General features: G+C 58.0%; 19 protein-coding genes. 3 read left to right on the top strand and 16 right to left on the bottom strand.

Annotated elements, in window-relative coordinates:
• The 10 genes from ACR0CE_RS17975 to rplJ all read right to left on the bottom strand — a co-directional run.
• Nucleotides 1-91: GTP-binding protein (locus ACR0CE_RS17975; RefSeq protein WP_036223564.1), on the bottom strand; the 91-nt coding region annotated here is incomplete at its 3' end.
• 60 nt (nucleotides 92-151) lie between these two features.
• The gene (gene fusA, locus ACR0CE_RS17970) at nucleotides 152-2,269 is read right to left on the bottom strand and encodes an elongation factor G (RefSeq protein WP_480484702.1); all 2,118 of its coding nucleotides are present in this window, start codon (nucleotides 2,267-2,269) and stop codon (nucleotides 152-154) included.
• An 18-nt stretch (nucleotides 2,270-2,287) separates the two neighbouring features.
• On the bottom strand, nucleotides 2,288-2,758 hold the full coding sequence (gene rpsG, locus ACR0CE_RS17965) for a 30S ribosomal protein S7 (protein ID WP_039529242.1): 471 nt from the start codon (nucleotides 2,756-2,758) through the stop codon (nucleotides 2,288-2,290).
• A gap of 15 nt (nucleotides 2,759-2,773) precedes the next feature.
• Nucleotides 2,774-3,145: a 30S ribosomal protein S12 gene (gene rpsL / locus ACR0CE_RS17960; protein WP_005621086.1), complete on the bottom strand. Its 372-nt coding sequence runs from the start codon at nucleotides 3,143-3,145 to the stop codon at nucleotides 2,774-2,776.
• A gap of 424 nt (nucleotides 3,146-3,569) precedes the next feature.
• Nucleotides 3,570-4,439 carry a DMT family transporter gene (locus ACR0CE_RS17955; RefSeq protein ID WP_480484704.1) on the bottom strand — a complete coding sequence of 290 codons (870 nt, stop codon included), beginning with the start codon at nucleotides 4,437-4,439 and terminating at the stop codon, nucleotides 3,570-3,572.
• Nucleotides 4,440-4,577: 138 nt separating this feature from the next.
• Complete coding sequence (locus ACR0CE_RS17950; RefSeq protein WP_480833371.1) at nucleotides 4,578-5,357, bottom strand: hypothetical protein; 780 nt, start codon at nucleotides 5,355-5,357, stop codon at nucleotides 4,578-4,580.
• Between the two features lie 211 nt (nucleotides 5,358-5,568).
• Nucleotides 5,569-9,810 carry a DNA-directed RNA polymerase subunit beta' gene (gene rpoC / locus ACR0CE_RS17945; RefSeq protein ID WP_480488900.1) on the bottom strand — a complete coding sequence of 1,414 codons (4,242 nt, stop codon included), beginning with the start codon at nucleotides 9,808-9,810 and terminating at the stop codon, nucleotides 5,569-5,571.
• Between the two features lie 106 nt (nucleotides 9,811-9,916).
• Nucleotides 9,917-14,053 (bottom strand): DNA-directed RNA polymerase subunit beta, encoded by a 4,137-nt coding sequence (gene rpoB, locus ACR0CE_RS17940; RefSeq protein WP_267365333.1) that lies wholly within the window; start codon nucleotides 14,051-14,053, stop codon nucleotides 9,917-9,919.
• Nucleotides 14,054-14,303: 250 nt separating this feature from the next.
• Nucleotides 14,304-14,681, bottom strand: coding sequence for a 50S ribosomal protein L7/L12 (gene rplL / locus ACR0CE_RS17935; protein ID WP_209507787.1), 378 nt, complete (start codon nucleotides 14,679-14,681; stop codon nucleotides 14,304-14,306).
• A gap of 79 nt (nucleotides 14,682-14,760) precedes the next feature.
• Nucleotides 14,761-15,279 (bottom strand): 50S ribosomal protein L10, encoded by a 519-nt coding sequence (gene rplJ, locus ACR0CE_RS17930; RefSeq protein WP_209507785.1) that lies wholly within the window; start codon nucleotides 15,277-15,279, stop codon nucleotides 14,761-14,763.
• Nucleotides 15,280-15,726: 447 nt separating this feature from the next.
• Between rplJ and ACR0CE_RS17925 the strand changes: the two genes are divergently transcribed.
• On the top strand, nucleotides 15,727-16,497 hold the full coding sequence (locus ACR0CE_RS17925; protein ID WP_480833370.1) for a class II glutamine amidotransferase: 771 nt from the start codon (nucleotides 15,727-15,729) through the stop codon (nucleotides 16,495-16,497).
• A 57-nt stretch (nucleotides 16,498-16,554) separates the two neighbouring features.
• On the opposite strand, the gene rplA is transcribed toward ACR0CE_RS17925, so the two are convergent.
• Both rplA and rplK read right to left on the bottom strand, forming a co-directional pair.
• A complete protein-coding gene (gene rplA, locus ACR0CE_RS17920) occupies nucleotides 16,555-17,253 on the bottom strand; it encodes a 50S ribosomal protein L1 (protein ID WP_209507781.1) in 699 nt (232 codons plus the stop codon).
• A 1-nt stretch (nucleotide 17,254) separates the two neighbouring features.
• Nucleotides 17,255-17,704 (bottom strand): 50S ribosomal protein L11, encoded by a 450-nt coding sequence (rplK, locus tag ACR0CE_RS17915; protein WP_010440985.1) that lies wholly within the window; start codon nucleotides 17,702-17,704, stop codon nucleotides 17,255-17,257.
• Between the two features lie 197 nt (nucleotides 17,705-17,901).
• On the opposite strand from rplK, the gene ACR0CE_RS17910 reads away from it, so the two are divergent.
• Together ACR0CE_RS17910 and ACR0CE_RS17905 are read left to right on the top strand one after the other, a co-directional pair.
• Nucleotides 17,902-18,054, top strand: coding sequence for a hypothetical protein (locus tag ACR0CE_RS17910; RefSeq protein ID WP_480492731.1), 153 nt, complete (start codon nucleotides 17,902-17,904; stop codon nucleotides 18,052-18,054).
• Between the two features lie 97 nt (nucleotides 18,055-18,151).
• A complete protein-coding gene (locus ACR0CE_RS17905; protein WP_480484695.1) occupies nucleotides 18,152-19,363 on the top strand; it encodes a peptidoglycan-binding domain-containing protein in 1,212 nt (403 codons plus the stop codon).
• Nucleotides 19,364-19,644: 281 nt separating this feature from the next.
• On the opposite strand, the gene ACR0CE_RS17900 is transcribed toward ACR0CE_RS17905, so the two are convergent.
• From ACR0CE_RS17900 to ccoS, 4 genes are all read right to left on the bottom strand, one after another.
• Nucleotides 19,645-20,754, bottom strand: coding sequence for a sugar-transfer associated ATP-grasp domain-containing protein (locus tag ACR0CE_RS17900; protein WP_480560548.1), 1,110 nt, complete (start codon nucleotides 20,752-20,754; stop codon nucleotides 19,645-19,647).
• Nucleotides 20,755-20,910: 156 nt separating this feature from the next.
• Nucleotides 20,911-21,444, bottom strand: coding sequence for a transcription termination/antitermination protein NusG (gene nusG / locus ACR0CE_RS17895; protein WP_209507773.1), 534 nt, complete (start codon nucleotides 21,442-21,444; stop codon nucleotides 20,911-20,913).
• A gap of 195 nt (nucleotides 21,445-21,639) precedes the next feature.
• On the bottom strand, nucleotides 21,640-21,837 hold the full coding sequence (gene secE, locus ACR0CE_RS17890) for a preprotein translocase subunit SecE (protein ID WP_480474071.1): 198 nt from the start codon (nucleotides 21,835-21,837) through the stop codon (nucleotides 21,640-21,642).
• 99 nt (nucleotides 21,838-21,936) lie between these two features.
• Complete coding sequence (gene ccoS, locus ACR0CE_RS17885; protein ID WP_209507770.1) at nucleotides 21,937-22,095, bottom strand: cbb3-type cytochrome oxidase assembly protein CcoS; 159 nt, start codon at nucleotides 22,093-22,095, stop codon at nucleotides 21,937-21,939.
• Nucleotides 22,096-22,099 lie beyond the last annotated feature (4 nt).

The following is a 22,099-nucleotide window of genomic DNA, read 5'->3' as shown; positions in this document are numbered from 1 at the left end:
CTGCGGTCAGCGTCGTCTTGCCGTGGTCAACATGCCCAATCGTGCCGATGTTGACGTGCGGCTTATTACGCTCAAACTTTTCCTTTGCCATGATGGCCTCCTTTTTCTGTAATGAAGGGAGCCCCGGAACGGCGCTCCCTCAAATCGTCGCTTATGCGTATTTCGCCTGGATCTCGTCCGAGATGTTCTGCGGAACCGGATCGTAGTGGTCGAACTGCATGGTGAACTGGGCGCGGCCCGACGACATCGAACGCAGGGTGTTGATGTAGCCGAACATGTTCGCCAGCGGAACAAACGCATCGATCGCAATCGCGTTGCCGCGCGGTTCCTGACCAGACACCTGGCCCCGACGCGAGGTCAGGTCGCCGATGATACCGCCGGTGTATTCTTCCGGGGTGATCACTTCGACCTTCATGATCGGTTCCAGCAGCTTCGCGCCAGCTTTGCGCATGCCTTCACGCATACACATACGGGCCGCGATTTCGAACGCCAGAACGCTCGAGTCAACGTCGTGGAACTTACCGTCCAGCAGGGCAACCTTGAAGTCGATCACGGGGAAGCCAGCCAGAGGGCCGCTGTCCATGACCGAGTTGATGCCTTTTTCAACACCGGGGATGTATTCCTTCGGAACGGCACCACCAACGATGCGGCTTTCGAACGAGTAACCTTCGCCTGCCTCAGTGGGCTGGATCTCCAGCTTGACTTCGGCGAACTGACCCGAACCACCCGACTGTTTCTTGTGGGTATAGGTGTGTTCGACCGGCATCGAGATGGTTTCACGATAAGCCACCTGAGGCGCACCGATGTTGGCTTCGACCTTGAACTCGCGCTTGAGACGGTCCACCAGGATGTCCAGGTGAAGTTCGCCCATGCCCTTCATGATGGTCTGACCCGATTCCAGGTCGGTTTCCACGCGGAAGGACGGGTCTTCGGCGGCCAGACGGGCCAGACCCTGAGACATCTTTTCCTGGTCGCCCTTGGTTTTGGGCTCGACCGCGATCTCGATCACCGGATCGGGGAAGGTCATGGTTTCCAGAACCACCGGATCCTTCGCATCGCACAGAGTGTCACCGGTGGTGGTGTCTTTCAGACCCGCCAGCGCGATGATGTCGCCTGCAAACGCTTCTTCGATCTCTTCCCGGTTGTTGGAGTGCATCATCATCATACGACCGATGCGCTCTTTCTTGCCTTTGGTCGAGTTCAGGATCGAGTCACCCTTGTTCATGGTGCCCGAGTAAACGCGGGTGAAGGTCAGCGAACCAACGAAGGGGTCGTTCATGATTTTGAACGCCAGACCCGAGAAGGCCATGTCGTCATCGGCACGACGTGCGATGTTACGAACTTCTTCCTCGTCGCCGGGTTTGAAGCCCATGTAATCAACAACGTCCAGCGGGCTGGGCAGATAGTCGATCACAGCGTTGAGCAGCGGCTGAACGCCTTTGTTCTTGAACGCCGAGCCACCCAGAACGGGAACGAAATGCAGCGCCAGCGTGCCTTTGCGCAACAGTTTGCGCAGGGTCGGAACGTCGGGCTCTTCGCCTTCCAGATAGGCCATCATTGCGTCGTCGTCTTCTTCGACGGCCGCTTCGATCATCTTGCCGCGCCATTCGTCAGCCATGTCTTTCAGGCTGTCGCGGATCGGAGCTTTGACCCAGCTTGCACCAAGGTCTTCGCCCTGCCACAGCCACTCTTCCATGGTGACCAGATCAACCAGGCCTTCCAGCTCGGTTTCGGCACCGATCGGAATACCAACCGGAACAGCGCGTGCGCCGGTGCGGTCTTCGATCATGCGAACGCAGTTGAAGAAGTCTGCGCCGATCTTGTCCATCTTGTTGACGAAAACCATACGCGGAACCTTGTAGCGGTCAGCCTGACGCCACACGGTTTCGGTCTGGGGTTCAACACCGGCGTTTGCGTCGAGAACGCAGACGGCACCGTCGAGAACCGCCAGCGAGCGTTCAACTTCGATGGTGAAGTCAACGTGGCCGGGGGTATCGATGATGTTCAGGCGGTGCTTTGGGGTATCGGCGGTCTGACCGTCTTCGGTGCGTTCCCAGAAGGTGGTGGTCGCAGCCGAAGTGATGGTGATGCCGCGTTCCTGCTCCTGCTCCATCCAGTCCATGGTGGCTGCACCATCGTGCACCTCACCGATGTTGTGGGATTTACCAGTGTAATACAGGATACGCTCCGAGCAGGTGGTCTTACCTGCGTCGATGTGCGCCATGATACCGAAGTTACGGTATAGTTCGAGCGGATATTCGCGTGCCATTTGGATAAGCCTCTGGGATTACCAACGGTAATGGCTGAAGGCTTTGTTCGCCTCGGCCATCTTGTGGGTGTCTTCGCGCTTCTTCACGGCGGTACCGCGGGACTGTACAGCGTCCAGCAGCTCACCGGCGAGGCGTTCTTCCATGGTGTTTTCATTGCGGCCGCGCGCAGCGGTGATCAGCCAGCGGATGGCCAGTGCTTCGCGGCGCTCGGGGCGGACTTCGACCGGAACCTGATAGGTTGCACCACCAACCCGGCGCGAGCGAACCTCGACCGACGGTTTGATGTTGTCGAGTGCTTCGTGGAACACTTCGACGGGCGCGCGCTTGATCTTGTTCTCAACGCGGTCAAACGCGTTGTAGACGATGCGCTCGGCGACCGACTTCTTGCCGTCGATCATCAGGTTGTTCATGAATTTGGTCAGAACCTTATCGCCAAACTTGGCGTCAGGCAGGACTTCGCGTTTTTCGGCGGCGTGACGACGTGACATATCAGCCTCTCCTTCTTACTTGGGACGCTTCGCGCCGTATTTCGAACGGCGTTGCTTACGGTCTTTGACGCCCTGAGTATCCAGAACACCGCGCAGGATGTGGTAACGCACACCGGGAAGGTCTTTCACACGGCCGCCACGGATCAGAACAACCGAGTGTTCCTGAAGGTTGTGGCTTTCACCGGGGATGTACGAGATGACCTCGAACCCGTTGGTCAGGCGCACCTTGGCAACCTTACGCATAGCCGAGTTCGGTTTCTTCGGTGTGGTGGTGTAAACACGTGTGCAGACACCGCGCTTCTGCGGGCACTGCTCCAGGTGCATGGACTTCGAGCGTTTTACTTTGGGCTGCCGCGGTTTGCGGATCAGCTGTTGAATAGTTGGCATTCCGGTTTCTTCCCCGTTTTGCAACACACATGACATGCACGCGGGCTGCGTGCGGCTAACTTCGCTGCGCTTATGCGTCCACAAGCGCAAAACCCACGAGCGTTCCCATTCCGAGGTGAACGTCGCGGTTGTTTCTCAGAGGGCGCGAACTGCAAAATTGTCCGGGCCTTGACCAGCTCATTACTGGAATCGGCTATGGGGCGGCCCCCGGCACCGAGATGACGCGCGTAATAGGGGGAGTCGGCCCGAGTGTCAACAGCACGATACCGGTTGCCCGGCAATAGGCTGATCCGGGCCGTGCCGAAGTGGGTGCGCTGGCTTTACCGGGTTCATATAACCGCGCTGCACCGGAAGTACCAAGCCCGCAACCGGAGGCTGGGTTTCGCCTTTGGATAACCAGTGTTCAGAGCCGTGTCACGCAGGTTCACGCCGCTTCCCGACGCGCGCGTTCCCGGAACAGCGTAAACAGTCCGGCGGCCACAATCAGTGTCGCACCCAGCATTGTCAGACCGTCGGGCCATTCATCGAATACGGCCCAGCCCAGCCCCAGGGCCCAGATCAGGCTGGAATAGCGAAACGGCGCGATGAACCCGACATCGCCCTGACGCATGACCATGACGCTGAACAGATAGCCCATCAGGACGAACACGGCCGCCGCCGCAACCAGAGAACCCGCAGCGCCGGAAACCGGAACCCATCCTTCAAACACCGATGCAATGGCTGCGGCCACCGTGATTGAGAGAGAGGTCGCCAACGTCACCACCATTGACGGAACCTGGGGCGACATGCGTCGTGTCACCAGATCGCGAACCGTGATCGAAGCCACTGCGATCAGCGCGTAGATGGAATACAGGCTGAAGCCGTCAGGACCGGGCCTGACGATCAGAACCATGCCGCCAAAACCAATGGCAATCGCCAATATGCGCCGCCAGCCGACCTGTTCGGAAAAGACCAGTGCCGCGCCCAGCGTCACGGTCAGAGGCAGCGCCTGCAGAATGGCCGTCACATTGGCAAGCGGCATGTTCTTGAGCGCTGTTAGAAAAAAGAAGGTAGCCGACAGTTCGGCCAGACTGCGCAGCGCAACCAGCAACCGGTCGTGGTTTGAGAAATTGAGGTGCAGCGCCCCCAGATAGCGGGCAAGACCGTAGACAAGGAAAACGGCCAGAACGCCCCGCATGGCCACCAGTTGGAACAATGGCAGATCCCGAAGCGCGACCTTGACCAAAGTGTCGTTCAGGGTGAAGGCCGCCATGCTGCCCATCATCAGCAAGGCACCTTTGGTGTTTGGGTTCATGACAGATTTGGCCCTGCGCAGAGTGATCGGGCCATTGGCCCAATCAGACAGCCGCCTGTCAACGCATCATATCAGATCAGCGCAAGAATTGCGTCCCGACGCGTGCAGAGCGTGTCGAAACCACTTTCTGAGCCCCTATCAGAGACCAGAGACCCGACCACCTCCGATCCCTTCCACAGCCACCCCGGCGCTGAGCGTGTGCGTTGCGATCAACCCGCCGGACATGTCCAGAACGCCAAGCTGGTTGCCGTTCTGAAGGGCGACATAAAGCTCGCGGCGTTTGGAATTGATGCCAAGGCCAAAGCGTTCGATCTGCACCGCTGCGCCGACCGATGGATTGGTCGCCCGGATTGTCCTTAGGACCGTGCCGTTCAAATCCACCTCGGCGATCAGGCGATTGCGGATGAACAGCACATAAAGCGTGCCGGTCGTTTCATCAAAGGCCAGCCCGCCAATCGGCCCCTGTGGCTGGCTAAGGGTTATGTTGCGCACGAATTGCCCGTCGCGGGTCAGTTCCGCGATCATCACCCCGTTCGGATGGTCGAGGAACAGATGGCCGTCGCTACCCCGAATGGCCAACCCGCATTCCTTGATGGGAAACTCGTCAGGTGTGATGCCACCGCATCCGGCCGGAACCCGCTGTGCCGCAAAGGTACGCAGGACACGGCCATTTCGGTCCAACTCCTGTAGTTGGGTGCCGGGAAGATTGCGCAGGAAGATTCGCCGTCGCGGCTCATCATATGCCAGCCCGACGATCGAGCCGGATATCGGGATCAGGCGCGTCGTGCCGTTCGGGATCACGATCTCACGCGATGGCTGGCCCGGCGGCATCCCCACATAGGCATAATCCGTGCAGGCGGCCATCAGGCCCAGACCGAAAACCGAAAATACGCGCGACAGCTTTGTGACAGTTCTCATCATCCACCCCCGTCACCTGTGTGAATTCAAGGCGGATGGTAGCACAGTTTAGGCTAAATCAGAAAAACCCTGCTGTTATTGAAGGTCTCATACGGCGAGCGCGATATGCCAGTGGTCTGGAACCGCCCTAAGCGTGGTGCGCGTTTCAACCCTGCAAAAACGAAAGGCCCCGCGAAATCGCGGGGCCTTCCTTAACTTGTCAATAGGGCGATTACTCGCGGCTTTCGGGTGTTTCCACCAGAACATCCAGCTCATCCCCGACCAGATCATCATCCATGATCGGTGCAGCCAGGGCAGCGGCCGCTTCGGCCTCTTCCCGGCGGGCTTCGATCACCACATTGTCGCGCGACTGCGCGATGTGGCGGACGGCCTGTGTGGCCCCACCGGTACCGGCGGGGATCAGGCGACCAACGATGACGTTCTCTTTCAGGCCGACCAGCTTGTCCTTTTTGCCCTGCACGGACGCTTCGGTCAGTACGCGGGTGGTTTCCTGGAACGACGCCGCCGAGATGAACGAACGCGTCTGCAACGAAGCCTTGGTGATCCCCAGAAGGATCGGCTCGCCCTGTGCCGGACGACCACCGCGGGCGATGGTCTTTTCGTTGGCTGCGTCGAACTCCTGCTTGTCGACATGTTCGCCTTTCAGCAGGGTGGTGTCGCCTGAATCCAGGATCTCCCACTTCTGCAGCATCTGGCGCACGATGACTTCGATGTGCTTGTCGTTGATCTTCACGCCTTGCAGACGATACACATCCTGCACTTCGTCGATCATGTAGTTCGCCAGCGCCTCGACACCCATGATGGACAGGATGTCATGCGGGGCCGGGTTACCGTCCATGATGTAGTCGCCCTTCTGAACGAAGTCGCCTTCGACAACAGGGATGTGCTTGCCCTTGGGTACCATGTACTCGATGGGTTCCAGCGACTCGTCAGCCGGTTCGATGCTGATGCGGCGCTTGTTCTTGTAGTCGCGGCCAAAGCGCACGTAACCATCAGCTTCTGCGATGATCGCGTGATCTTTCGGACGGCGGGCTTCGAACAGTTCGGCCACACGCGGCAGACCACCGGTGATGTCTTTGGTCTTGGCACCTTCACGCGGAATACGCGCAACAACGTCACCGGCTTCGATCTTCTGGCCATCTTCGACCGACAGGATCGCATCCACCGACATCGGATAGTGAACCGGGTTGCCCGCATCGTTGCGGACCGGTTCGCCATCGTCACCGACCAGAATGATCTCGGGCTTGAGGTCGCTGCCACGGGGGGCGGCGCGCCAGTCGATCACGATCTTCTGGGTCATGCCGGTTGCTTCGTCGGTCTCGTCACGGACGGCAAGGCCCGAAACCAGATCGACGTATTTGGTGGTACCGGCTTTCTCGGCGATGATCGGCAAGGTGTAGGGATCCCATTCGAACAACTTGTCGCCGCGGGCCACCTTGGTGCCTTCCTTGACGAACAGCTTGGAGCCATAGCCCAGCTTGTGGCTGGCGCGCTCTTCGCCGTGATCGTCCTTGATCACCAGCTTCATGTTCCGGCCCATGACAAGGCTTTCGCCTGCGGCATTGACCAGAATCTGCGGGTTCTCGAAGGATACGACACCAGCCTGGCTGGCTTCCTGGAACGACTGCTGACCACCTTGAGCAACACCACCGATGTGGAAGGTCCGCATCGTCAGCTGTGTACCGGGTTCACCGATGGACTGGGCGGCGATGATGCCGACAGCCTCACCCGTGTTCACCATGGTACCGCGAGCAAGGTCACGACCGTAGCAGGTGGCACAGACGCCTTCCTCAGACTCGCAGGTCAGAGGTGAGCGGATGCGGGTCGACTGAACGCCCGCTTCGTCGATGGTGTCTGCCATACGTTCGTCGATCAGCTGACCAGCCGCAACAAGCACCTCATCCGTACCCGGACGCAGGATATCGTCAGCCGCCACACGGCCCAGGATACGCTCGGCCAGCGAGGCGACAACCTCACCATCGTTGACCGCAGCTTCGGCAGTGATTGCGCGCTCGGTGCCACAATCGATCTCACGAACGATGCAGTCCTGCGCCACGTCCACCAGACGACGGGTCAGGTAACCCGAGTTCGCCGTCTTCAGAGCGGTATCCGACAGACCCTTACGGGCACCGTGGGTCGAGTTGAAGTATTCAAGAACGGTCAGACCTTCCTTGAAGTTCGAGATGATCGGCGTCTCGATGATGTCACCGTTCGGCTTGGCCATCAGGCCGCGCATACCGCCCAGCTGTTTCATCTGAGTGACCGAGCCCCGCGCACCGGAGTGGGCCATCATGTAGACCGAGTTCGGTTCCATGTCAGACCCGTCTTCGGCCTTGGCGACGTTCGAGATGGTGCTCATCATCGCCTCGGTCACACGGTCGTTACACTTCGACCAGGCATCGACAACCTTGTTGTACTTTTCACCCTGAGTGATCAGGCCGTCCATGTACTGCTGTTCGAAGTCTTTCACCTGATCGCGGGTGTCATCAACGATGCCCCACTTGTCGTCTGGAATGACCATGTCGTCCTTGCCGAACGAGATGCCCGCCCTGAACGCTTCTTTGAAGCCCATCGACATGATCTGGTCACAGAAGATAACCGACTCTTTCTGACCGCAGTAGCGGTAGACGGTGTCGATCACCTGCTGCACTTCTTTCTTCCGCAGCAGGCGGTTGACCAGATCGAACGGCGCCTTGTTGTTCATCGGCAGCAGGGCACCCAAACGCAGACGGCCCGGAGTGGTTTCATAGCGCTTCTGAACTTCGTTGCCTTCTTCGTCGATCTGCGTGATCCGCGCGGTGATTTTGGTGTGCAAATGCACCTCACCCGCATCCAGCGCGTGCTGAACTTCGTCGATCGAACCAAAGACCTTGCCTTCGCCCGGCATACCTGCACGTTCCAGCGACACATAGTACAGACCCAGGATCATGTCCTGCGACGGAACGATGATCGGCGCGCCGTTTGCAGGCGACAGAACGTTGTTCGTCGACATCATCAGAACACGGGCTTCCAGCTGTGCCTCAAGGCTCAGCGGGACGTGAACGGCCATCTGGTCGCCGTCGAAGTCGGCGTTGAAGGCCGAACAGACCAGCGGGTGCAGCTGGATCGCTTTGCCTTCGATCAGGACCGGTTCGAACGCCTGAATGCCAAGACGGTGCAGCGTCGGCGCACGGTTCAGCATGACAGGGTGTTCGCGGATCACCTCGTCGAGGATATCCCACACTTCGGGACGCTCTTTCTCGACCAGTTTCTTCGCCTGTTTCACGGTCGAAGACAGACCCTTGGCTTCAAGGCGCGAGTAGATGAACGGCTTGAACAGCTCCAGCGCCATCTTCTTGGGCAGACCACACTGGTGCAGCTTAAGCTCCGGACCGGTCACGATGACCGAACGGCCCGAGAAGTCGACGCGTTTCCCCAGAAGGTTCTGACGGAAGCGACCCTGCTTGCCTTTCAGCATGTCCGACAGCGATTTCAGCGGGCGCTTGTTGGCGCCGGTGATCACCCGGCCACGACGGCCGTTGTCAAACAGTGCGTCAACGGATTCCTGCAACATCCGCTTTTCGTTGCGGACGATGATGTCAGGCGCGCGCAGTTCGATCAGACGTTTCAGACGGTTGTTCCGGTTGATCACGCGGCGATAGAGATCGTTCAGATCCGACGTCGCGAAACGGCCACCATCCAGCGGAACCAGCGGACGCAGTTCCGGCGGGATGACCGGGATCACGGTCATCACCATCCATTCAGGCCGGTTGCCCGACTCGAGGAAGGATTCAACAACCTTCAGACGCTTGATGATCTTCTTGGGCTTCAACTCGCCTGTGGCTTCGGCCAGATCAGCGCGCAGCTGTTCGGCTTCGGCTTCCAGATCGATCTGGGCCAGCATCTCACGGATGGCTTCGGCACCGATATTGGCGGTGAACGCGTCCATGCCAAAGGCATCCTGCGCATCCATGTACTCTTCTTCGGTCAGCATCTGGCCGTAGGTCAGGTCAGTCAGACCGGGCTCGATGACGACATAGTTTTCAAAGTACAGAACGCGTTCCAGATCGCGCAGCGTCATGTCCAGCATCAGACCGATGCGGGACGGCAGCGATTTCAGGAACCAGATATGTGCAACGGGCGCGGCCAGTTCGATGTGGCCCATGCGCTCGCGGCGGACTTTCTGCAGGGTGACTTCCACACCGCATTTCTCGCAGACAACGCCGCGATACTTCATCCGCTTATATTTGCCGCACAGACATTCGTAATCTTTGATCGGGCCAAAGATACGCGCGCAGAACAGACCGTCACGTTCAGGCTTGAACGTTCGGTAGTTGATGGTTTCGGGTTTCTTGATCTCGCCATAGGACCAAGACAGAATCCGTTCGGGCGACGCCAGCGAGACTTTGATTTCGTCAAAGACCTTCGGGGGCGTCAGCGGGTTGAACGGGTTGTTGGTGATTTCCTGGTTCATCTCTTTACCTCAGAGTTAGAGGGTGCGGGGGTCACGCAGTGCCGGGCTGAAGCCCGGCCTACGCCGGATCAGATGGTAGGCCGGGCTTCAGCCCGGCATCCCTTCGTCACTCATCGACCTCCGCATCCAGGAGTTCCATATTCAGGCCGAGGCCGCGGACTTCTTTCACCAGAACGTTGAACGATTCCGGTACGCCCGCTTCAAAGTTATCCTCGCCCTTGACGATCGACTCATAGACCTTGGTCCGGCCGGCGACGTCATCCGATTTCACGGTGAGCATCTCCTGCAGGGTGTAGGCGGCGCCGTAAGCTTCCAGAGCCCAGACTTCCATCTCACCAAAGCGCTGACCACCGAACTGCGCCTTACCACCCAGCGGCTGCTGGGTGACCAGGCTGTACGGCCCGGTCGAACGCGCGTGGATCTTGTCGTCCACCAGGTGGTGCAGTTTCAGCAGGTACTTGATGCCCACGGTCACCGGACGTGCAAATTGCTCACCCGTACGACCGTCGAACAGAACCGACTGACCGCTTTCCGAGAAGCCCGCACGCACCAACGCGTCGTTGACGTCAGCCTCTTTGGCACCGTCAAAGACCGGGGTTGCGATCGGAACACCGCGGGTCACGTTGCCCGCTGCCTCAATCAGCGTTTCCTCGTCCATGCCAGTGATGCCTTCTTCGTAGACATCTTCGCCATAGGCCAGCTTCATCGCCTCGCGCACCGGGGTCAGGTCGCCGGACCGGCGGTACTCACCCAGAGCCTCATCGATGTTCAGACCCAGACCGCGCGCGGCCCAACCCATGTGGGTTTCAAGGATCTGACCAACGTTCATACGCGAAGGCACACCCAGCGGGTTCAGACAGAAGTCGACCGGCGTACCATCGGCCAGGAACGGCATGTCTTCCATCGGAACAACCTTGGAAATCACACCCTTGTTCCCGTGACGACCGGCCATCTTGTCGCCCGGCTGCAACTTGCGCTTTACGGCAATGAAGACTTTGACCATCTTCATCACACCCGGCGGCAGGTCGTCGCCACGGCGGACCTTCTCGACCTTGTCTTCGAAACGGGCATCCAGAGCGCGCTTTTGCACTTCGTACTGCTCGTTCAGGGCCTCAACGATCTGTGCGTCCTGCTCGTCTTCCAGCGCCAGCTGCCACCACTGACCACGGGTCAGGGTGTCCAGCAGATCCTCGGTGATCACCGACCCTGCCTTGACACCTTTCGGGCCTTTGACAGCGGTTTTACCCAGGATCAGACCTTGCAGACGCGCATAGATGTTGCGGTCAAGGATCGCCAGCTCGTCGTCCCGGTCACGGGCCAGACGTTCGACTTCCTCACGCTCGATCTGCAGCGCACGCTCGTCTTTCTCGACGCCGTGACGGTTGAAGACGCGGACCTCGACGACCGTACCGTAATCACCCGGCTTCACGCGCAGCGAGGTGTCGCGCACGTCAGATGCTTTTTCACCAAAGATGGCGCGCAGCAGCTTTTCTTCCGGGGTCATCGGGCTTTCGCCCTTCGGAGTGATCTTGCCGACCAGAATATCGCCCGGCTCCACATCCGCGCCGATGTAAACGATGCCCGCCTCGTCGAGGTTGCGCAGCGCTTCTTCACCGACGTTGGGGATGTCGCGGGTGATCTCTTCCGGGCCCAGCTTGGTGTCACGGGCGGCGACTTCGAATTCCTCGATATGGACCGAGGTAAAGACGTCATCACGCGCGATACGTTCCGAGATCAGGATCGAGTCTTCGTAGTTGTAACCGTTCCACGGCATGAACGCGACGACCACGTTCTTACCCAAGGCCAGTTCACCCATATCGGTCGACGGACCGTCGGCAATGACCTCGCCCTTCTGGACGGTGTCACCCACCTTGATCAGCGGACGCTGGTTGATGCAGGTGTTCTGGTTCGAGCGCTGGAACTTACGCAGACGATAGATGTCAACGCCAGCGTCACCCAGTTCCAGATCCTCGGTGGCACGGATAACGATACGCTGGGCATCGACCTGGTCGATGATGCCGGCGCGTTTCGCCTGAATCGCAGCGCCTGAGTCGATTGCGACCTTCTCCTCGATCCCGGTACCGACCAGCGGTGCCTCGGCCCGCAGCAGCGGAACCGCCTGACGTTGCATGTTCGAGCCCATCAGAGCGCGGTTGGCGTCGTCATTTTCAAGGAACGGAATCAGCGAAGCCGCGACCGAAACCAGCTGTTTCGGCGACACGTCGATCAGGTCCACATTCTCGCGCGGGGCAAGGGTGTAGTCGCCTGCCTGACGGGTCGAAACCAGATCGTTGATGAACTTGCCGTTCTTGTCCAGCGTCGCGTTCGCCTGCGCCACGGTGTGACGCATTTCCTCGGTCGCGGACATGTAGTGAACCTCATCGGTCACCTCGGCGTCCTTGACGACGCGGTAAGGTGTTTCGATGAAGCCATACTTGTTCACGCGGGCGAAGGTGGCCAGCGAGTTGATCAGACCGATGTTCGGGCCTTCCGGCGTTTCAATCGGGCACATCCGGCCATAGTGGGTCGGGTGCACGTCGCGCACTTCAAAGCCCGCACGCTCACGCGTCAGACCACCGGGGCCAAGCGCCGAAAGACGGCGTTTGTGGGTGACTTCCGACAGCGGGTTGGTCTGGTCCATGAACTGCGACAGCTGCGACGAGCCGAAGAATTCACGCACAGCAGCAGCAGCCGGTTTCGCGTTGATCAGGTCCTGCGGCATGACGGTGTCGATCTCGACCGACGACATACGCTCTTTGATCGCGCGCTCCATACGCAGCAGACCGACGCGGTACTGGTTTTCCATCAGTTCGCCGACCGAACGCACACGACGGTTGCCGAGGTGGTCGATATCGTCCACGTCGCCTTTGCCGTCGCGCAGTTCGACCAGAGCCTTGACGCAGGCCACGATGTCTTCGCGGCGCAGGGTACGCAGGGTATCCGGCGCGTCCAGAGCCAGGCGCATGTTCATCTTCACGCGGCCAACGGCCGACAGGTCATACCGCTCGCTGTCGAAGAACAGGGTGTCGAACAGGGCCGACGCCGCCTCGACGGTGGGCGGTTCACCCGGACGCATGACGCGGTAGATATCCATGAGCGCGCTTTCGCGGTTCATGTTCTTGTCCTGCGCCATGGTGTTGCGCATGTAGGGTCCGACATTGACGTTATCGATGTCGAGAACCGGAATATCGGTGATGCCCGCGTCGATCAGTTCCTTCGCGGTACCGCCGATCAGGTCGCCATCCTTGTCATATTCCAGCGTCAGTTCGTCACCGGCTTCGACATAGATCGCGCCGTTTTCTTCGTTGATGATGTCCTTGGCGACAAACTTGCCAACGATGTGATCGAACGGAACCAGCAGTTCTGTGACGGTGCCCTCGTCGATCAGCTTTTTGACCGCGCGCGGGGTGACTTTCTTGCCTGCCTCGGCAATTACCTCACCTGATTTCGCGTCGATCAGGTCATAGGTCGGACGGGTGCCGCGAACACGCTCGGGGAAGAACGGCGTGACCCAGCCCTTCTTCTTGTCCAGCTTGTAGGACACGGTTTTGTAATACGCGTCCATGATCGCTTCCTGATCCAGACCCAGCGCATATAGCAGGGTTGTCACAGGCAGTTTACGGCGGCGGTCGATACGGGCGAACACGATATCCTTGGCGTCGAACTCGAAGTCCAGCCAGCTGCCGCGATACGGGATGATGCGGCAGGCAAACAGCAGCTTGCCCGAGGAATGGGTTTTACCCTTGTCGTGGTCAAAGAACACACCGGGCGAGCGGTGCATCTGGGAAACGATCACGCGCTCGGTGCCGTTGACGACAAAGGTGCCGTTCGGGGTCATCAGGGGCATGTCGCCCATGAAGACATCCTGTTCCTTGATGTCTTTTACCGATTTCGCGCCGGTGTCCTCATCAACATCGAACACGATCAGGCGCAGGGTAACCTTCAGCGGTGCGCTGTAGGTCATGTCGCGCTGCATGCACTCTTCGACGTCGTATTTGGGTTTCTCCAGATCGTATTTCACGAACTCCAGAACAGAGGTTTCGTTGAAATCCTTGATCGGGAAAACCGATTGGAACACGCCCTTGATGCCTTCGCCGTCTGTGGGCTGTTCTGCATCGCCGGAGCGCAGGAAAAGATCATAAGAAGATTTCTGTACCTCAATGAGGTTCGGCATCTCCAGTACTTCGCGGATTTTGCCGTAATATTTACGAAGACGTTTCTGGCCAAGGAACGTTTGAGCCATGTCAGATGTCACCTTTCGATGTTCTCAGCGGGCAAAGACACCGTCGGGCCCCGGCATCTTGCACAATCGAGACAACACGTCCGGATCAATTCGTGGCCACCGTCCCGAAGGCGGCCTCCCGATCCGAAAACCGTGTCTTAGAAAACGCCCCAGTCCGTGAGGCCCTTTCTAAGACAGGTTCGGCTGGACCCGGATTTCTCCGGATCCAGCCAAAATTTTCGGCGCATCAGCGATGCGCCTGAGACCAGGCTTAGGCCAGCTCGACTTCGGCGCCAGCTGCTTCCAGCTTGGCTTTGACGTCTTCGGCTTCGTCTTTCGACACGCCTTCTTTGATCTTGCCGCCAGCTTCGACCAGTTCCTTGGCTTCTTTCAGGCCCAGACCGGTGATGCCGCGAACTTCTTTGATCACGTTGATTTTCGAAGCGCCGGCGTTCTTCAGAACGACGTCGAATTCGGTTTTTTCTTCCTCAGCTGCGCCACCGGCGTCGCCACCAGCTGCTGCGACCATTACGGCGCCGCCAGCTGCGGGCTCGATGCCGTATTCGTCTTTGAGGATGGTTTTCAGTTCTTGTGCTTCCAGCAGGGTCAGACCCACGATGCTTTCTGCGAGTGCTTTCAGATCAGCCATTTTATCAGCTCTTTCCGTTTACAATGTGTGTTCCAACGTCAGGGTAGGTACCCTACGCAGATCATTCAGTGCCAACCGCTTACGCAGCTTCCGCCTTCTCTTCGATGGTGGAAAGGATGCTTGCGATATTGCTTGCAGGTGCGCCAATCGCGCCGGCGATGTTCGAAGCAGGTGCGCCAATGCAGCCCACGATCGAAGCAATAAGCTCCTCGCGAGACGGCATTTTCGAAACGGCTTCAACGCCTTTGCGGTCCAGAGCGTTCTCGCCCATTGCACCGCCGAGGATTTCAAATTTCTTGTTATCCTTGGCGAAGTCCTCGGCCACCTTGGCTGCTGCCACGGGGTCCTCGGAATAGGTCAGAACGGTCATCCCTGTCAGCAGGTCGGCCATGCTTGCACACGGCTTACCCTCGAGGGCGATTTTGGCGAGCCTGTTCTTGGCAACACGCACGGAGCCACCCGCGTCACGGGCACGTGCGCGAAGGTCCTGCATCTCGGCAACTGTCAGACCGGCGTAGTGGGCAACCACTACGACGCCAGAGCTTTCGAAGATTTGGCCGAGTTCCTCGACCACTTTCTCTTTCTGGGCTCTATCCACAGTTCTCTCCAAGTTAGGGGTGAGATCTCACCCCGGCTCATATTTGCCGCGGCTTGCGCCCCGGCGTTCAGGTCCGTTGTTACGGGATTGGCCAAAACTCGCCCGAGGGTGGGACCCTCAGAATTCTTTGGTCTTACCCGTCTCAGGCAGGGAATTAAGGGGCCATATGGCACCACCCACCGTCTTGGACGAAACAAAATAAAGCGCACGACGAATCGCACGCTTTATTCCGCAGGTCTACTTAGGACAGATGGCCGGGGTTTCCAAGAGGTAAATTGGGACTAATCAGACGCAACAAGGGATGACCAGAACCACAAGATTAAGTGCGGTGACGAGCAATTGATTTGGTCGAATTTCAGGGCTGAGCGCAAAATAGTTCGTGACATTGTTCCAAGTTCAAGACTATAACCCGACAATTTTTCTCAGAAACAAGAAGAATCAGAACAAATGTGCAGAATTGCCGCCTATTGCGGACCAAGTATCCCGCTTGAAAACATCGTCATCCGGCCCCAGCATTCCTTGCTGGAGCAAAGCCAGCACGCGGCCGAAGCTAAACTTGCCGTCAATGGCGATGGCTTTGGTATGGCCTGGTACGCAGACCAGGATCGCCCCGGCCTGTACAGGGATGTCTTGCCCGCGTGGTCGGATGGTAACCTTGTCGATCTTTGCAGGATGATAAAATCCTCGCTGTTTCTGGCCCATGTCCGCGCGTCGACGTTCGGGGAAGTGTCGCGCGCAAACTGCCACCCTTTCACATTTGGCAAATGGTCCTTCATGCATAATGGCCAGATTGGCGAGTTCGGGCGTTTGCGAAGACGGCTTGAATCCTCACTGCCGGACGAGCTTTATGCGGCGCGGCGCGGGTCGACGGATTCAGAGCTTCTGTTTCTGCTCCTGCTGGCAAACGGGCTGGATGATGCGCCGCAGGACGCTGTTGTCGCAACTCTGCGTCAGATCGATGCGCTTGACGGTCATCGGACGCAACCGGATCGCATGGCCGTCGCCTTTTCAGATGGGCAGAGCCTGTATGCGTTTCGGTATTCCAGCGACCAGCGCAGCCCGTCCCTGTATTTCGGGGAAGGGCTGGACCACGGCGGCAGGGTCATCGCGTCCGAACCCCTGGACAAGGGCACAGGAAAATGGGTGCCCATTGAAGACCGGAGCTTCTTCACCCTGACCGGCGATACAGCCAATCACACAGCGTTGCCGTTCAGCTAATAAAAAACGGGCGGCCCGAAGGGGCCGCCCGCAACATTGCTTTGGCGTAGATCAGGCTTATTCGCCCGAAGCTTCTGCCACGTCAACGGTCACACCAGGGCCCATGGTCGAGCTCAGCGCGATTTTCTTCATGTAGGTGCCCTTGGCGCCCGACGGCTTGGCCCGGGCAACAGCCGAGACGAAGGCGCGAATGTTTTCGACCAGCTTGGCTTCGTCAAACGACGCTTTGCCAACGCCTGCGTGCACAACGCCGCCTTTTTCCGCCTTGAACTGAACTTCACCGCCTTTGGCTGCTTCCACGGCTGCTTTCACGTCCATGGTCACGGTGCCAACCTTGGGGTTCGGCATCAGGTTGCGGGGGCCCAGAACCTTACCCAGACGACCGACGATCGGCATCATGTCCGGGGTTGCAATGCAGCGATCGAATTCGATGGTACCGCCCTGAATGGTTTCCATCAGGTCTTCTGCGCCAACGATATCCGCGCCTGCTTCTTTCGCTTCGTCAGCCTTCGCGCCACGTGCGAACACAGCAACGCGCATGTCTTTGCCTGTTCCGTTCGGCAGGCCGACAACGCCGCGCACCATCTGGTCTGCGTGACGGGTGTCAACGCCCAGGTTCATCGCGATTTCGATAGTCTCGTCGAATTTCGAAGTTGCATTGGCTTTGACCAGGGCAACAGCTTCGTCCACCGACAGGTTTTCCTTGCCAGCGACGGCTTCGCGCGCAGCGCGGGTACGTTTACCGAGTTTTGCCATCTTACTTCACCTCGATGCCCATGGAGCGGGCCGAGCCCAGGATGATCTGCATTGCGCCTTCGACGTCGTTGGCGTTCAGATCTTTCATTTTGGCTTCGGCGATTTCACGAACCTGCTTGGAGGTCACGGTTGCCACGGTCTCGCGACCTGGGTTTTCCGCGCCGCGGGGGCGGTTACGCTTACCGACCGGCTTAAGACCAGCAGCTTTTTTCAGGTAATAAGACGCGGGCGGCGTCTTGATGTCCATGGTGAAGGACTTGTCCTGATAGTAGGTGATCACGGTCGGGCACGGCGCGCCGGGCTCCATATCTGCGGTCTTGGCGTTGAACGCCTTGCAGAATTCCATGATGTTGATGCCGCGCTGACCCAGCGCCGGACCAACTGGCGGCGACGGGTTCGCCTGACCTGCAGGAACCTGCAGTTTCATTGTACCAGCAAGCTTCTTGGCCATTTGGTTTTCCTTTCAACTAGGGTGAAACGCGTCTCACCCGGATTTTGTTGCGTGGTCCGGCCCGGGATCGCGACCCCGGTAACCTCCCACGAGAGAATCTCGCCCGAAGACGATAGAGGCGGCGTTTACAGGGGATCATGGGGGTTGGCAAGTGGCCTGCCTTTCAATTCGGGATCACCGAATCGAGTTTAAAGTCGATGACCAACATCATTGAAACCCGTGGGCAAGAAACTGCCACCCTTTCCGGCCAACCCAAGGAGTTACAAGTCGGCATGAACCCCAAGGTATCACTGGATGTTAAAGGCTTAAATCGCTTGAGCAATATCGGCGAATCCGTCGCTTGGCGGTAATCCCCTCAGGGCGTCGATCTTTGAAGTAGTATAAATGACCGAGCCATGCCGTAGCTGTGCTATACTTGGGCAGAACAAATTTGTTCGGAGGTTCGTCATGATATTTCGTTTATTAACTACTCTAATCGCTGCGCTGTCTTTTGCAGCGGCCGTTCCCCAGACCGCGCGGGCCGATGCGGGCGACTTCATCGGCGGTGCTGTCGTTGGCGGGGTCGTCGGATACGCGATCGGCAAAGACCAGCAAAAGAAAAAGTCCCGGTCTTCGAGCCAGACCTACCGGTCGGGCATTCCATCGACCTCGCAAGGGGCGCAGACACAGACCGCGCTCAACTATTTCGGCTATAACGCCGGGCGTGTCGATGGGCAGGTCGGGCATGGAACCCGGTCGGCGATCGAACGCTACCAGGTGTCCATGGGCTATCCTGTGAATGGCTATGACTTCCAGCCCTATCAGTATGACTTTCTGATGCAGGCCTATTACTGGGCGACAAGCGGTGGGCAGGCGGCAACCCAGCTTTCGGGTCAACCGCTCTTGATGGCCTATCGCCAACAGGTGCAAACCGGCTCTGCCTTGGCGGCGGCACCTCAGACCCAGGCACCGGCCATCCCGGTTATCACGCCTCAACAGGCCGAACCCGCAACAAGCGCCACTGAAACCACGACAGCCAGCCTGCCGAGCCTGTTTTCCGGCGGAACCGGAGGCCCGTCGCTGGCCAATCGGTGCAGCGGGGTCATGCTGCAAACGTCGACCAATGGCGGCTATACGACCCTGTCTAACATGTCCGATCCTGACTTTGCGCTCAGCGAGCAGTTCTGCCTTGCCCGCAGTTATGCGATGGCACAGGGCGAAGAGCTGATGCAGGGCATTCAGGGTCTTACACCCGATCAGGTCGCAGACCAGTGCGCCGCCTTTGGCGACATGTTGGCACCGCAAGTTGATGCGCTGTCTATCAACTCGAAATCAGAGGCTGAAACCCAGGTGCGCAAGCTTGCCTTGGATTCGGGTCTTAGCCCTGCTGATCTTGCCGCAACCAGCAAGGTCTGCCTTGCGATGGGATATCGTCAGGACAACATGGATACCGCAGTTGGGTCTGCGCTGATGCTGGTTGCCATGGGTGAACCCGCATACGGAGAACTGGTCGGTCACCATCTGCGCGAAGGCTTTGGTGTTCAGGCGCGCCGCGATCTTGCGATGCAATGGTATGATGCAAGCCTTTCGGCGCTGGATGCCGGGTCGCAGGCGGTCTTCCTGCCGTCCCAGACCGACCGCCCGCAGCTTTTGCGCGCAGCCATGGTTCAGTCGCAGTAAGCCCAAACGCGAAACGGCGTCGGGACTCCGCGTCTTAAACTAAACCGCCGCGGTGCCAAATGCACCGCGGTGTTACGCTTCCAAAATCAAAAAAGAACCCGGCCTACAAAAGGCACTGCGTTCTGGTCAGCAAAAGCTTGCTGGGCGTTCTTTGGGGCGAACTATTACTGGCTGTACGCCCCTCTGGCTTATCACAATGACCTGACACAAGAATACGAGCCCTGAAATCACGTGCGAGTGGAACTTATCCGACAACGTTGAAGGCCGCATTCGCCAATATTCTAGAATTTCACATTGTGTTTGCTAAAGAACTCTTTCATTTTTTCGTCGAGAAACCCTTTACCAGTCGCAATTTGCACAAGTTCAAAAGCGCAGCCATTGTTCACTTCAACCACAACCGGGCCATTCTCTGTAAGAGCGATATCCGTTGATCCAAAGTGATTTTCTGCGTGCAACAAAGCGATTTCTTGGTTCAGCTTTTTCAGTTCAGCCCAGAATGGCAGTTTTTCACCAATAAGAGTGCGGTCGCATTCCGGCAGAGAGCTAAGTTCAACTCGGCGACCGTCTTCAACTGAGGCTATGGCCTTAACCTCGCCGGTTTCCGGGTTCAGGTTGCAAAGAAGGTTGCCGGGCCGCCAGAAGTTGTCCGCAACATTCCCCGCAAGGGGCAGCTTTAGCATTGTAAACGGAACGGAAAGTTGATTGTCGTCGATAATGTTCAAACTGCGCACGGTCGCAATAGCGTCGGTAATACCGTCAAAAAAACCATGTGGTTTCAGACAGTCCTGAAAGATGTAGGGGATTTCACCAAGTGTCGAATTTGCGAAGTCCTCGTAGGTTTGAGGTTCCTGCCCGTCCAGAATGACATGCGTATCAGTGTGCCCCGAAATGCGCATGGCACCTGCGCTCCACATCCCGACGATAGGTTTCGCGAAAACCGAGCATGACCCGTGGGTCGAAAAGAAGGACTTCAAGTCTTCGGCGTTTGTCAGTTTTGGCGTTCCACCGAACTGGCGCGCGCTGCGATCAAAGACAGCCAAAGTTTTCGGCACGGGCAGCCTGTTGTGTTCGAGGAAACACGCAGACAACCATTTGTCTTCGGTGAGGGCCTGCCATTGACTGTTGTTGCAAGCATTTACAAGCGGCCAGTGGACATGAGATGAAACGAACTCCTCACGCTCAATATCAGACCAACGCTCCCGATCATAAAGCTCGTAAAGAAAGTACTCGTAAAACCTCAGCTTTCCGCGTTTCTTGCGAAGCTTGAAAAAGTCAAAGGCCAGCGAAAATGGACTTCTCCCGGTCCGTCGAGCAACTTCGACAAGAAGACTGGAAACATTGGGTGCTTCTTTGCTTTTGACGGCCAACACATCTTGCGCAAAAGCTGTCATTTTCTAGTAATCCCTCAATTGTCGCCGTTCTGGAAATAATCAACAAATTGTGTCGATACTTTGGCGCAGGTAGATCGTTGTGCTTTCTGCGGCACAGATACGAAAACGCCGCTATGCTTTCACATCGCGGCGTTTCGAATTTCTCTGGAAGCGCGCTTAGCTCTGCTTCGTGACCTGAGTAAAGTCCAGCTCAACTGGGGTTTCGCGGCCAAAGATCGAGACCGATACTTTCAGCTTCTGCGCTTCGTCGTCCACGCCTTCGACCATGCCGTCGAAATCCTCGAACGGGCCGTCGTTGACCTTGACCTTCTCGCCGATCTCGAAGGTGATCATCAACTTGGGCGCTTCTTCGCCTTCCTGAACGCGGTTGAGGATCTGGTTCACCTCGGCGTCGCGCATCGGCATCGGGCGACCCTGCGGACCCAGAAAACCGGTGACGCGGTTTATCGAGTTGATCAGATGATAGCCCTGATCCGACATTTCCATATGCACCAACACGTAACCCGGCATAAAGCGGCGTTCGGTGGTGACCTTCTTGCCCCGGCGCACTTCGATCACCTCTTCGGTGGGCACCAGAACTTCGTCGATATCGTTCTCAAGGCCCTGTTCAGCCACCGACGTGCGGATCTGCTCTGCGATCTTCTTTTCGAAATTCGAAAGAACGCTGACCGAGTACCACCGTTTCGCCATGAACCTGTCGTCCTTGTTTGTCTTCGGGGTATCACATCTAGCAGACACACCCGTCATTTAAATCCTGTCACGTTATCCGGAATAAAAAGCGGCGCGCGGCCCGAATCGCCACACGCCCATTCCGAATATGCGTCACCTACTCTGACATCGCGCGAGGTGCAAGGGGCAGTCGTATTTGCCCCCGCCTGAACCGGCTTAGCCGAAAGCGCCCAGAACCAGCTGAAGGCCGCCCCGGATACCCAGATCGACCAAAGCAAAAAACACAGCTGTCAGCGCCGCCATGATGAAGACCATGACCGTGGTCAACAGCACTTCGCGCCGGGTCGGCCAGACGACCTTGGAAACTTCGGCACGGACTTGCTGAATGAACTGGATCGGGTTGGTGGTGGCCATTTGGCGTGTTCTCTCTGCTTGCGGATGGGCCGGACATAGCCGGGCATTGCGGCAATTTCAAGGGCGCTTGGATGAACTCTGCGCATATCGGGCGATTGGTCAGGGTTTGGGTTTGTCGTCCCACTCGTCACTCAGGATGCGGCGCGCGTCGCCATCGGGGTCTTCGTACTGATTGGAACGAACGGTATAGATAAAGGCGACCAGACCAACGCCCCCCAGAAACAGGGAAATCGGGATCAGATAGGCAAGCACTTCCATCAGG

Source organism: Ruegeria sp. L11 (assembly GCF_056531755.1).
Note: the sequence above shows the minus strand (reverse complement) of the source record. Positions and strands in the feature narration are given on the sequence as shown.